The following is a 13644-nucleotide window of genomic DNA, read 5'->3' on the forward strand; positions in this document are numbered from 1 at the left end:
GTGACACAGGCTAAATGTCTGTGATCCACGAGGACGATTTCGCTTCCCGTCGTCGTCCCGCTTATCCCATTCTAACGCCACCAGTTCCTGTGCCACGACCTGATCCTCGCCGAGAACGCTCTTCGCTGCGCCGCCTTCAGCGTCGTTTGACTCTGCAATCCCTGGAAGATCGCCGGGTGATGGCGGCCAGTTTGGGGCTGCCAACGGGCGTCACGCGGGATGATACAGCCGAATTTTTGCTGGGTCGCGTGGCCGTTACGCCAGTTTTTCTCGAATCCGATGGATCGTTCGATCCCAATACGGAAGATTGGACCGACGAGCAGATCACCGAGGTGCTCGACAAGATTATCACCGGCGTGAACTGGTGGACGGAAGCACTTGATCAGCTCAACACTGTTCATTCACTCGAATTCGTGATCGACGATACCTACGCTCGCGACCCTGTTGAGATCCCCTACGAACCAATCAATCGCGTCAGCGACAGCTACAGCGTCTATGCCAGCGAGTTTCTAGATACGGTCGGCGTCAATTCCGCATCAGGTCTCAGCGACCGAATGCAAACATTCAATAGCAGTCAACGCGAGCAATTGGACACGGACTGGGCATTCACCATCTTCGTCGCCGATGCTTCCAACGACTCCGATGGGTTCTTCCCCTCATCGGGTTCCCACCGCGGTGCGTTCGCGTTTGCGGGACATGGTTTCTTCGTCACCACGTCGGAACGTCCCGCCAGCACAATCGCTCACGAGATGGGACATATTTTCTGGGCCTTTGACGAGTACTCTGGCGGCAGCAGCTATACCGCCACTCGCGGGTATTACGACACCCAAAACGTCAACGCGATCGACAACCCCAGCCCTGGATTCGTGCAAGAAGACTCGATCATGGCGGGCATCAACGCCTTGTATCGTTCTTACGATTCACATCAATCGGCGGCGTCAACCCTCGCCTTGGTAGGCTGGCAGGACAGCGACGGGGACGGCATTTTTGACGTACTGGATGTCCCGCTTCGACTGGAAGGCTCAGGACTTCTGAACGAAACGACGGGTCAATTTCACCTGCTTGCCGAGGCGTCCGTCCAGACACTAGCGAACCAAAACTCGTCAGGTCCGCAGAGCGACATTACGATCAACCGTATCAGCCGGCTTGAAATGTCGATCGATTCGGGTGGCTGGACCACGGTCGCTTCACCGGATACGCCAACCGCTTCTTTCGATCTCAATATCGATGTCCCCGCTGATTTCACGACGATTGAATTTCGCGTCATTGATGCTGAAACAGGCATCACCAGCCCCATACTGTCCGGCACATCCTCGACTCCGCTGCTGAACAATTCAGCGTTGATCGGATTCGGTTACATCGACAACGATCGCAATGGATCGCTTGACTCCGGCGAAGAACTACTTCGAAACGCAACTATCGAAATCCGCACCGGATCCGGTGAACCACTCCCCACCGGGGAAGCGGATGTCTCCTCCCTTTCGACTTACTCGGACCTAACATCCCTTGCTGGAATGACTCTGCAAGGCAGCACGAATGCCACTGGCACGAACGTGCAGGTCCGATCGGACGAACAACTTGACGATGAGTTGTTCTTCCATGTTTATGACGACGAACTGCAATACTGGACATCCAATCTCGACCGACGACTCGGATTCGAAGCTTTGCTGGATGTTCCCACCGGTCATGTCGAAGTGGATGTGACTGGATCGAGCGACGTCGCCTACGCCCGGATTGAGGGCTTTGATGCAGCAGGCAATCTTGTCACCCGCGTGACGACTGACATTCGGAACCACGTCAACGGCGTTTTGGCATACGGCGAAACGCAAACGCTCACACTCGAAGACCCGCAAAGCCAAATCGTACGCGTTGTCATGTCCGGACACGCTGAAAGCACTATCGCCGTTTCCGCTATCCGCTACGGCATTCAGTCGGCGATCGTGAGCAACGTTCATGGTGCGTTCTCGGTCAGCGGTTTGCCCGACGGGGACTACCAAGTCATCGCAACACCGGAAAGCTCTGATCAGGTTGCCATCTCAACTGCGATCACAATCAGCAGTGGCGGTTTGGCGGATGGTCCGCTTGTCTGGACTTCACGCCCAGTCGACAGCCCACGTTACAACGCGGCCTTTCCCGAGGACGCCGACCAAAATGGAAAAGTCGCCGCTCTGGATGCACTTCAGGTCATTAACGACCTCAACGCAAACGGTTCACGCGAACTGGCTTGGGACGATTTCGAAGGCAAGAAGGTCGACGTCAACAATGACGGGATGGTGACCACGCTGGATGCACTTCGGATTATCAACTATCTCAATGCACAAGAAAACACCCTGCCGCCGCCATCGAGTGAACAGATCGCGTTGTCTGAAGACGACGATGCAGCGGATGCGTCTTTGATCGCTGCGGCTGACAACAATGTCGACGAAGTCCTAGCACAACCGATCAAATGGATAGCCCAACCGGCAACCCAAGACGACGATCCGTTGAGCTTCGTGTGAGTGCGACGATGTTCTGGTGAGCGCCGCTAACATGAAGGTTTAACAACCCTTGTTAGCGAAAAGCGGCACCTCATCTACACACACGTTTCCGGTCACCCATCGCAGCAGGCGGCTTTAAACCCTACGCCTTGTTCGCTTCGGCTCGGCTTCGTTTTTGTAAGTAAAGCTTGATCGGCACCTCGCCAAACGGCAGGTGATCTCGCAGCCAACTCAACAAGTACCGCTGGTAATCGTTGCCGAACGCATTGGGTTCACTCACCATCACGACGATCGTCGGCGGCTCAGTCGAAACCTGCGTCGCATAGAAAATCTTCGGGCGGCGGGCCTGGTACATCGGCGGTGGATGCTGTTGCACAGCCGCCTGGATAATCCGGTTCAGCTCGCCGGTTGTCACTCGGGTTTGCGATTGTTTGTGAAGCATTGCCGCGTGGTTCAGCAATGTCTTGATGTTCTTGCCTTCTTGCCCCGTGATGAATGCAATCGGAGCGTAGGTCAATGTCGTGAATTGATGGTGCAGGTATTTCACCCATTTTTCGGTTGGGACTTTCCCCGCATACAAATCCCACTTGTTCACCACAAAGATCACCGGTTTGTGATTCTCCATGATGTATCCAACAAGTTGTTTGTCGACCTTGCTGGTCTTTTCCGAAGCGTCAAAGAACATCAACACCACATCGGCTCGCCGAACACTACGTTGGGCCCGGTGCGTGCTGTAGTACTCCAGGTCCGTCCGCACGCTTTTCCGCTTACGTAAACCTGGTGTATCAATCGCAGTGAACGTTTGACCGTCGATCGTGAAGTTCACATCGACACTGTCGCGTGTCGTCCCCGCCACTTCGCTGACAATCATGCGATCGGTTTCAGCGAGTGAATTGACGAAGGTGCTCTTCCCCACATTCCGCCGACCGACGATCGTGATCTTCATCGTCGATTCCGGTGACACCGTGTCATCTTCGTCGGGCAGACGGTCAACGATCGCTTCCAAAAGATCGTCGCGTCCGCGGTTTTGCATCGTGCTAACGGTCATCAACATTCCACGACCGAGCTTGCGAAACTCTTCCGCATGAATGTCTTGATGCTCCTGGTCCGCTTTGTTGACGACCAAGATCACCGGGCGTTCGATTCCGCGAAGCCGTTCAACCACTTCGACGTCCAACGGCATCACGCCCGTCAGAACGTCGACGACCAAAATGATGACATCCGCACTAACCAATGCGATTTCGATCTGGCGAGTCACATCCGCAGTCAAATTGTCAGCGTCGACCACACCGATTCCGCCGGTATCGATCAGCTCAAAAAACCGATCATCCGTCTCGATCAACGTCGTCATTCGGTCGCGGGTCACGCCTTCGTAATTGTCAACGATCGCTAGCCGACGCCGGGCCAGCCAATTGAATAGGCTACTTTTGCCGACATTGGGGCGACCGACGATGGCGACTTGAGGAACAGGCATAGTGGGGGGGAGGCATTCGAAATTAGATAATCAGATTTTCACGATCAACGGACATGTTAGACTGCCCGAACCGATTGCGGTACGGGCTTTTGAAAACGGCCCGAATTCGCTTAGGATTTGGCCTCTCACTCAGCCTATTTTGCCGCCTTCACGATCCGCAGCCGGATGCTGGCTGCCAACGTACTGACGTCGCCCCCGACCTCACAAACCACTCCATGCTCGATCCCCACCAGATCTCTGACGCCGCCAAGCACTTGTTTGAGCATCTGCATCGCAGCGGGTTGCGACATGTTCCCAAAGCACAGCCCGATCAAGTCGAAGCCTGGAGCCAGCAATTCCATACCGTGTCGGTCGAAACACAACCGACTGCCGCCTCACAGACGCCCGCCAGTGCGCCAGTCGCCCCGCCGTCGTCCGCAGCGGCAGATGCAACTTCAACCAAGACAGCGGCCAGACCCGGCGATCAGAGCCCCACTCCAGAATCTGGTCCAGACTCCAGTCCAGCCACAAACCGATTCGCTCCCGTCGCCGCCGTCACCGTTTCGAGCGAACCTTACCCTGGTGCTTCACTGCCGATCGCCGATCGAGAAGCCACTTTAGAAGCGATGGCACAGACCGTGGCGTCTTGTACCCGCTGCGAAAAACTGGCTCAATGCCGAACGAACACGGTTTATGGCGAAGGCAACCCGTCACCCCGCTTTGTCTTCTTCGGCGAGGCTCCTGGGGCGGAGGAGGACGCCAGCGGCCAACCGTTCGTGGGCCGAGGCGGCCAACTTTTGACCAAGATGATCCAGGCCTGCCGGCTTTCTCGAGAAGAGGTCTACCTGTTGAACACGGTCAAGTGTCGACCGCCAGGCAACCGGAATCCCGACGCCAGCGAAATCGGTAACTGCCGAGAGTACTTCGAACAACAACTCGCCATTCTGCGTCCCGAATACATCATCTGCTTGGGTGCCGTGCCGTCACAATCGCTGCTTAACAGCAAACTATCGATCGGACGATTAAGACAGCGATTTCACCAATACCACGACAGTAAAGTGTTGGTGATTTATCATCCCGCCTATCTGCTGCGAAATCCCGACGCCAAGAAAGCCGCCTGGGCCGATTTGCAGCTTCTGATGAAAGACGCTGGACTTTAGGACGAGCGTTAAGGCTGGTATCAAGCGGCCCTGACGAGACGAAAGGGCTACTGACCATAATTACTAAACCAGTCAGTCACCCAGATTAAAAGCTACGGCGACAATTGGATCCGGTTTTGAACCGCCGACACGCCGGGTTCCAACCGCATCATCAAGTGGGTCATTCGTCGATCCGCTTCCGACGAAACCGAACCTGTCAGCACAGCCGTGCGTCCTTCGACCGAAACGCTAACGCCGCCAAACCGGTCGGCTGCGTTCGGGCCAGCCATGCTTGGGCCTAGCGAGGAAGCTTGATACAGATGACTGGAAGCACGTCGGTTCTTTTCTGCAGTGGGCACGATCGCTGATGGTGGCAACGTCACCGCGCCGCGAAGCCGGGTTCGAATTGCCTCGCCGCTGTCGCCGCCGCTCGCGTTGTTGTTACCAAAAAGATTCCCAAAAGCGGCACCGAGACCACCACCACCGCCGCCAAAACCACCCAAGCCTCCCGCACGAGCCGTTCCACCCGCAGCGGCAGCACCGGCGGTCGAAGCGGCACTGGCTCCGGCCGGAGTAGCGGATGACTGACCAACCACGCCGGTCCGCTCAACACCCTCTGAAAACACTTGTTCAGGCGTCAGTCCACCCTGGCCGATCCCTCCGGCAGCTTGTTCACCGCCGGCATTTGCATTCTCACCGGTGTTCTGAGCATTGGCGGAAACGGCAACGCACCCCGCGAAGAGCAAGAAATACACAGCTTGTTGCCAAGAACGACGGGAAAGCAACGAACGATTCAGCATCAGTGGCCTCAATATGGCAAAATAGGTTTGAGTCCAAACGTCTTGTCTGGCAATCCATCCACTTTAGTTTAACCCCATGAAATTTCATTGGTTTCGTTTTCCAGTTTCCCCGCTTTTGCTCGCATGCTTTTTTTGTGCGGCACCCAACCAATCCGGACATGCGGCCGAGACGTCCACCGCGCCTCCACCGGCATCCCGATTGTTGCCCGAGGACACGCTCGCCTATCTACGAATTCGCGATGTTGATGACCTGAAAGACGGATTCGAACGCTCCTCGCTTGGACAAATGCTCGACGATCCAGCGATGCGTCCCTTCGTGTCAGGCACCTTTGATGCGTTGGAACAAACCTTTACCGAACTGGCATCCGAATTGGGGCTGTCGCTTCCTGAATTGCTCGCGATTCCCCGCGGTCAATTTGCCGTCGCACTCCTGCAAGGCGTTCCGGTCGACGAGGACGAACGAGAGGATGCGGATGGTGATGAAGAACTGACCGACGATCAGATCAAACGAAGAATGCAACGTCGGCAACGGCAACTGAACAGCTTCGCCGGCGTCTTCCTAATCGACACCGGCGACGACACCGAGTCGTCCGACACGATGCACGAACTGCTCAAGCAAGTCGGCAGGCTCGCCGAGAAAAATCAATCAGTCAAACAAACCGAACAAATTGGTGGACACGAACTGACTCGCTGGGTGCGATCCCGAGGCCGTTCGACGCGCGTCGAATGGTTTCACCGTGACGGCATGTTCGTGATCGGAATCGGCAACCAATCCGCCGCCGAAGTGTTGCGTCGCTGGAACGCCACGGACCTGCCGAAGAATCGCAAAGAGGCCGCGACGCAAACCGACGATGACGACACCCTCACCGTTGGCAGACTATCTGGCAACGCCGACTTTGCATCTGTCATGACCCGCTGTGTGGGTGCCGAAGCGGAAACGCCCCAAATCACATTCTTTGCCAATCCCTATGCGATCGTCCAACGGATCATACGCCGTAGCAGTTCGTCGTTCTTCATCATGCCAATTCTAGAAGACCTTGGAATCTCGAAGATTCGAGGAATCGGTGGCAGCGTCTTTCGCGGCGGCGAACTGATCGAGGGCATTGTTCATCTGCATGTCGTGATTGACCCACCACGCGATGGATTGTTCGGCGTCGTGCGGCCTCAAGACGTTCCGCCCACGCCGCCGAATTGGGTTCCTGCGAAGATGATGTCCTACTCGACCGCCAACTGGGACATCGCAACGGCTCACGACAACTTAAGCATCGTGGTGGATCGGTTCGCTGGCGAAGGCGGATTCGCTCGATTCACTGAAGACCGAATCAAGAGTCGCCTCGGTATCAGTCTACGAGACGATTTGATCGCCAATCTCACTGGCCGTTACGTGGGCATGCGTCGCTACCAGGAACCCGCCACGTGGAATTCAGCAGCCCGGGCCGACGCGTTACAGGTCAAAGATCCCGACCAGATCGAAGCTCTTATCAAGAAGGTCATTGCCAAGCTACCGGCCGATGAAGTAACGACACGCAACATCGCAGGCAAGAAAGTCCATTTCTTGAAGTCGCGTTCGCGGCCTGACCAAGTACGCCCTGAAATGGTTCGCGTCCCCGAGCGTAGCTTCTTCCTTTTGGATGACTATTTGATCCTTGCTGACAGTCGCGAAATTGTCGACGCGATCCTCGAAGCCCATTCCGGATCCGTTGACGGTCTCGCCATGGACAGCGACTTTGCGTTATTGGCGTCTGAAATCGGTGCCAAGCTTGGTTCCGAAAAACCGTTTTACTATTCGTTCAACCGTGACGCGGAAAGCTATCGAATTCTATTCGAAATGGCAGCTTCACCTTCGTCCGCTCAAGTAATGCAGCGTAGGGCTCAAAACGATTCCAAGTTAGCCGGGTTCGCCGACTTGTTGCAAAGCAATAAACTGCCACCCTTCGATGAACTGCGCCGCTACTTTAATGTCAGCGGAACGTTTGGCTACAACGAACCGGGCGGGTTGCATTTCGGAATCATAAGCTTGCGTCCATTGAAGTAGCCCACGATTATCGACGCGATTGTCGGGTCACCCGTACGAGCACTTCTTCGCTACAATGAACGACTCCACCCTGACAGGCTTCGATCATGACTGAACTGCTCGCCGAAAGTCCAACCATCGTTTCACTGATGCTGGCCGTCTTGGCGATCGGTTTGATTTACGGTTGGTTGCAAACCGGTAAAAAACCACTCGTGATCGCTGGCTTGATCGTTGCGGTTTGCGTACCCGTCGTGTGGGTTATCTCCGAAAATTGGGTGACCGATCGAGAACGCATTGAACTTGCGATTTACGAACTCGCAAGTGCCGTTGAACACAACGATCACGAAACGGCACTCGCCGTTATCGCCGATGAGGCCACCCGTCGGCAGGCCGCAGCCGAATTGCCACAATGGATTTTTTCCGAAGCCAAAGTAGGCAGCATTCGCAGCATCGACGTCGTCCGAAACACGGACCCGGTCCAGGCCGATGTCGACATGACCGTCAAAGTCGAAGTCAGCAGCAAGCGGGGATCGATGCAGAACATCCGAGTTCCGCGTCGACTTCTACTCACGTTTGAAAAACGCGGCGAAAACGATAGTCTGCACGGCGGTTGGGTTGTAGTTAGCTATCAACACCTTCCCATCGTTGGCAACGCCGACGGATTCACCACCAGTCCGATTCCCACTTCGCCCTAACGATTAGTTGACGATGCCCCTCCCCCAATTCATCTCTCTCGACGGAATCGACGGTGTCGGCAAGTCAACCCAAATCCAACTTCTCGCTCAACGCCTAACCGAAGCCGGACAAGAAGTCTTGGTGGTTCGTGATCCTGGCTCAACCGAAATCGGCCAAAAGCTGCGTGCCTTGCTGCTGGACAGCGATCTGCACATGAACCGCCTGACCGAGGCGATGTTGTTCATGGCGAGTCGAACGGAGATGATTGAGACCATCTTGCGACCGGCACTGAACGCAGGCAAAACGGTAATTTCAGATCGATTCTTGCTGGCGAATGTGGTTTATCAAAGCACCGGCGATCTGCGTCCGGGAGCCAAACCAACCGTCGCGCCGGAGACGCTTTGGCAAATGGGACGAATTGCTTGTGGAGGCCTGTGTCCAGACCTGACATTGGTGCTGGACATGGCCGCCGAAGCCTCGTTAAAGCGGATCGACGGCCCGGCTGATCGCATGGAAGCCAGGGGAGCCGAATACATGAACGCGGTTCGTAATGCGTTTCTGAACGAATTGCCTAACACGGGTGGACGTGGTGTCGTCATTAACGCCGACGATGTCCCTGAAAAAGTTGCCGAACGCATCTGGACCGCGGTTCAAGAAACTTAGTCACCTCTGCATCCTGAACGCCACAAGTCGTCACGGTTGGTCACCCAAGATTGCATCGGCCCTGCGGCCCGCAAGCAGTTGATCAACTCTACCGTTTCTTTAACCCAGCAGCTGCCGCGACCGTCACCACGGTGTGTTTAAACGACGGGCAATTACTGAACTCGTCCGTACTGCCCATCGGTATCAGCGGATTTGCTTCGGGGAAGTACATCGCCAAGCATTGTCTTGGAATGGGATACGGTACCACCTTGAACCCGCAAACCTTGCGAGTCTTACCTTCGAAATGGCTCGTCACATCCACCGCTTGCTCAGCAGTTAGACCAAGCTCGTCCATATCCGATTGGTTCATCATCACGACCTGGCGTGCGTTGTAGATCCCACGATAGCGATCATGCAGTCCGTAGATCGTTGTGTTGAACTGGTCATGGCTGCGTACGGTCGTCATCGCAAACTGGCCCGGGCCGACCTCTTCGGGCGGAATCGGGTTGACGGTAAAGACGGCCTTGCCGGATGGCGTCGGGAAACTTCGCACGCGAGGCCCGTTAGGCAGATAGAAACCACCATCCTGACGAACGCGAACGTTGTAGTCTTCAAAGCCAGGAATGACTTCCGCCACCGCGTCGCGGATACGATCGTAATCATCTGCCCAAGCCAGCCAATCCACGCCAATTCGGTCTCCCAGAGTCGCATGCGCTAGCCGGCAAAGGATTTCAGTCTCGTTCATCAAGTCGGCCGAAGCGGGCTCGAATCGTCCCGTTGTCCGCTGCACAACCCCCATCGAGTTTTCGGTACTGGAGATTTGCAAACGTTCCGTCTTGCCGTCCGCGTCGATCCGGACATCTCGCTCGGTACGCCCCAAACAGGGCAAGATCAACGACTGGCGTCCGGTTGCCAAATCCGCACGGTTTAACTTGGTGCCAATTCGCACAGTCAAATCTGTGTTTTGGAGTGCTTCGGCGCCATACCGAGTATCCGGCATCGCCATCAAGAAATTGCCCCCCAGCGAAACGAACACTTTCAATTTGCCTTCGTGCATTGCAATCGCCGACGAATGCGAATCGAAACCGTGATGACGGGGTGGATCGAAGTCAAAGACTTCTTGCATCCGGTCCAACAATGCCTTCTTGGGTTGCTCCCACACGCCCATCGTCCGGTCCCCCTGAACGTTGGAGTGCCCACGAACGCAACACGCACCTGCACCCGGCTTGCCGATTGCCCCACGCATCAACAACAAGTTCAAGAACTCTTGAACGTTTTGGGTCCCGTTGCGATGCTGAGTTACCCCCAAGCACCAACAAATCACAATCCGTTCTCGGTCTCTAACAAGCTCCGCCGCTTCGGTGATTTGATCACGGGTGATCCCACTTCGTCGAACGATGTCATCCCAGGATGCCGTTCGCACGTCCGCCAGCAAATCGTCTAACTCAATCGTGTACTGATCCACAAATTCCCGGTCGATGATGCCGCCACCCTGAGCGTCATCCCACTCGACAAGCTGCTTCAAGATCCCCTTGAACAGCGGAATGTCGCCGTTGATCTTCACCTGCAAGAACACGTCGGTTAACTGAGTCGACACCCCTAACATCCCGCTGACTTCTTGCGGGTTCATGAACCCCATCAGTCCGGCTTCCGGCAACGGGTTGACCGTAATGATCTTCGCACCCGCACGCTTCGCCTGCTGCAAAGCGGTTAATTGACGAGGATGATTCGTGCCAGGATTCTGTCCCACCACGAACACCAATTCAGCCTTCTTAAAGTCTTCCAGCAACACCGTGCCCTTCCCATGACCAAACATCCGCGTCATCGCGCGGCCACTGGATTCATGACACATGTTGGAACAATCAGGCATGTTGTTAGTCCCCAACCCTCGCGCGAAGGTCTGGAACACGAACGCTGCCTCGTTGGTTGCCTTACCTGATGTGTAGAAACAGGCTTCATCAGCCGAATCGAGCCCCTGGAGTTGTTTGGCGACCATGCCGAACGCTTCATCCCATCCGATAGGTTCATAGTGCGTCGCGTTTTCGCGCAGCACCATCGGCTCGGTCAATCTTCCCTGTTGTTCCAGCCAATAATCCGAATGCCGCGACATCTCGCTGACGGAATAACGTTCAAAGAACGAGCGTGTGATCCGACGCTTGTCCGATTCGTGTGCGACCGCTTTGGCACCATTCTCGCAAAATTCAAACGCCGACCGATGCTGGTCAGGATCCGGCCAAGCGCAACCGGGGCAATCAAAACCGTCGGCCTGATTGATTTGCAGCATCGGCAACGTGCCCCGCAACACTCCGGCCTCACCGATTGCATAGCGGAAGCTGTTCAACACCGCCGGCAAGCCCGTTCCCTTACTTTTCACCGGGCTCTGTTTCAAAATCCCGTCTTCTTCCAGCGGGATCAAATGGATTGGGCCATGACCATTATCCAGCGGCGCCGTGTCAGCGTCGCTGGCAATCACGTCTACGTTGACAATTTCATCGGCGGAAGACGGTGGCACTGTCGCTAACCTTTTCGTGTTCTCAAAAATGGAAATCGCTAGCATTCAATTTAGGCGACATCGATGATTCGATGGGCCCCACAATAAATATTCATTCGATTGTTACGAACGAATCCAACTAGGGTCATCCCGTGCGTTTCAGCCAACTGAACCGCCAAACTCGACGGGGCTCCAACGGCAACCAGCACGGCGATCCCCGCCACCAAAGCCTTTTGAACCAGTTCAAAACTCACACGTCCGCTGACTAGCAAAACCGATTCCGAAAACACGGACTCATCGTCGAACCATTGCGCACCAATCAGTTTGTCCAACGCATTGTGTCGGCCGACATCTTCATGCATTCGAATCAGTTCGCCCGATGGCTTGAACAAGCCGCTGGCATGTAGCCCACCAGTGCGATCAAACACCTGTTGCGCCGACCGTAGCGCGTCCGGCAATCCCGCCAGAACACTCACGGCGACATTTGGATGTTGTGGCTCAAGCGGGTGGCGGATCGATACACTGACTGCATCGATCGCTGATTTGCCGCAAACCCCGCAACTGCTGGAGGTATAGAAATGACGCTTCAGCCGATCGACATCAACGGAAACCCCCGGTGCTAGCGTTACACGCACGGTGCTGTCATTACCGCACAAGCGGACGCGTTTGACCTGCTCCGGCGACGTGATAATGCCTTCGGTCAGCAGGAAGCCCAAAGCAAGTTCGGTATCACTACCCGGCGTCCGCATCGTGACGGAAATCGGATGCTCCGTAACACTTTCGCTGGACGCAACATTCGCAACAGAGAACGCAGCCTGAGGCAATTTCGCTTCTACGCTTGCACCTGACACCAGACGGTCAGGTGCATTTTCAATCACCAACCGGATCTCCAGCGGAGACTCGACCGCGACATCGTCGATGACGTGCGAGGCTATTCCATCGGTGAAACGCACCACCGGGAAGCGAGATGAATCACGATGTACATTCGCCACGGCAATGCCAAGATTTCAGGATAAAATGCCTCAGCAAAGCCTTCGACTTCCGTTGGCCGGTTCCTAGAGATCCGAAGCGTCAAGCTCAGGAGCTTCCGCGGCGGCGACCACGGTATCCAGGTCGTCGGCAACGGCGACTTCATTATCAAGATTCAAGAAGATCTTGTTTTGCACGATTTCTTGCAGAACGATCGACATCTTGTCGTGGGTGTCAATGTTCACAAGTGCACGGCTACCTTGATTCAATTGCACCAATCGCTTTTGAATCAATGTGCTCAGCTTAAAACGACCACCAACCTTGTTGACGATTTCTTCTTCTTTAAGTTCTTCTAACACGCGGCGTGTTCCTTGTGAGATTGTTTTAAAAGTTGGCAGATATCGTCGACGGCTCGATCGACGGTTTGATTGATGATTTCGTGCTGGTATTGGTCGAGATATTCCATCTCGGCCGCCGCCGTTTTCAGCCTCGCGGTGATGGCTTCTTCGGATTCGGTTCCCCGCGAGCGTAGGCGTTGCTCGAGTTCTTGCATGTCGCCAGGGTGAATAAAGATGGAGACCGGATCGTAGCGATCGTCCTTCATCACCGTCATCGCACCCTGTACGTCGATCTCTAAAATTACCCACTTACCGGCATTTAGACCAGTGGCAACTTGATCGGCCAGCGTTCCATACCAGTGTCCTAGGCCGAAAACCTGCTTGCACTCGAGGAATTCGCCCGCTTCGCGTTTCCGCTGGAATTCCGCGTCGTTCAAGAAAAAGTACTCTCGACCGTCGACTTCCCCCTCACGTGGTGCCCGGGTGGTGGCGGATACCGAAAACGCCAGCGGCACCTCACAAACGGTCCGCAACTGGGTGACAACGGTGGATTTCCCTGAACCGCTGGGCCCAGATACGATCACCAACCGGCCTTTGGGAGACGATTTGGGCGAGTGCGAAGGCGATTGAGACATGGTCGTGGAGG

11 protein-coding genes are annotated in these 13644 nt (G+C 55.3%); 5 read left to right on the forward strand and 6 right to left on the reverse strand.

The genetic code is table 11. The features are described 5' to 3' along the window. The first annotated feature begins 14 nt into the window (after positions 1-14). A complete protein-coding gene (locus ACR3ZL_RS17320; RefSeq protein WP_473651863.1) occupies positions 15-2498 on the forward strand; it encodes a dockerin type I domain-containing protein in 2484 nt (827 codons plus the stop codon). 121 nt (positions 2499-2619) lie between these two features. Here ACR3ZL_RS17320 and der read toward each other — a convergent pair whose 3' ends face one another. After that, entirely contained in the window at positions 2620-3951 is a 1332-nt protein-coding gene (gene der, locus ACR3ZL_RS17325) for a ribosome biogenesis GTPase Der (RefSeq protein WP_473651862.1), read from the reverse strand. A gap of 215 nt (positions 3952-4166) precedes the next feature. On the opposite strand from der, the gene ACR3ZL_RS17330 reads away from it, so the two are divergent. Next, on the forward strand, positions 4167-5090 hold the full coding sequence (locus ACR3ZL_RS17330; protein ID WP_473651861.1) for a uracil-DNA glycosylase: 924 nt from the start codon (positions 4167-4169) through the stop codon (positions 5088-5090). 92 nt (positions 5091-5182) lie between these two features. On the opposite strand, the gene ACR3ZL_RS17335 is transcribed toward ACR3ZL_RS17330, so the two are convergent. Continuing rightward, complete coding sequence (locus tag ACR3ZL_RS17335; RefSeq protein ID WP_473651860.1) at positions 5183-5869, reverse strand: BON domain-containing protein; 687 nt, start codon at positions 5867-5869, stop codon at positions 5183-5185. Positions 5870-5945: 76 nt separating this feature from the next. Here ACR3ZL_RS17335 and ACR3ZL_RS17340 point away from each other — a divergent pair, with 76 nt between their 5' ends. From ACR3ZL_RS17340 to tmk, 3 genes are all read left to right on the forward strand, one after another. Beyond that, positions 5946-7904, forward strand: a complete 1959-nt coding sequence (locus ACR3ZL_RS17340; RefSeq protein ID WP_473651859.1) for a DUF3352 domain-containing protein — start codon at positions 5946-5948, stop codon at positions 7902-7904. 86 nt (positions 7905-7990) lie between these two features. Beyond that, complete coding sequence (locus ACR3ZL_RS17345) at positions 7991-8578, forward strand: hypothetical protein (RefSeq protein ID WP_473651858.1); 588 nt, start codon at positions 7991-7993, stop codon at positions 8576-8578. Positions 8579-8591: 13 nt separating this feature from the next. Beyond that, positions 8592-9221, forward strand: coding sequence for a dTMP kinase (gene tmk, locus ACR3ZL_RS17350; RefSeq protein WP_473651857.1), 630 nt, complete (start codon positions 8592-8594; stop codon positions 9219-9221). 88 nt (positions 9222-9309) lie between these two features. On the opposite strand, the gene ACR3ZL_RS17355 is transcribed toward tmk, so the two are convergent. The 4 genes from ACR3ZL_RS17355 to gmk form a co-directional block, all read right to left on the reverse strand. After that, complete coding sequence (locus tag ACR3ZL_RS17355; protein ID WP_473651856.1) at positions 9310-11712, reverse strand: FdhF/YdeP family oxidoreductase; 2403 nt, start codon at positions 11710-11712, stop codon at positions 9310-9312. Positions 11713-11762: 50 nt separating this feature from the next. After that, a complete protein-coding gene (gene fdhD, locus ACR3ZL_RS17360) occupies positions 11763-12683 on the reverse strand; it encodes a formate dehydrogenase accessory sulfurtransferase FdhD (RefSeq protein ID WP_473651855.1) in 921 nt (306 codons plus the stop codon). Between the two features lie 63 nt (positions 12684-12746). Next, positions 12747-13019, reverse strand: a complete 273-nt coding sequence (locus ACR3ZL_RS17365) for a DNA-directed RNA polymerase subunit omega (protein WP_283432220.1) — start codon at positions 13017-13019, stop codon at positions 12747-12749. Beyond that, positions 13013-13633 carry a guanylate kinase gene (gene gmk, locus ACR3ZL_RS17370; RefSeq protein ID WP_473651854.1) on the reverse strand — a complete coding sequence of 207 codons (621 nt, stop codon included), beginning with the start codon at positions 13631-13633 and terminating at the stop codon, positions 13013-13015. The genes ACR3ZL_RS17365 and gmk overlap by 7 nt, the downstream gene beginning before the upstream one ends. Positions 13634-13644 lie beyond the last annotated feature (11 nt).

It is taken from the genome of Rhodopirellula sp. J20-39, from assembly GCF_057365095.1.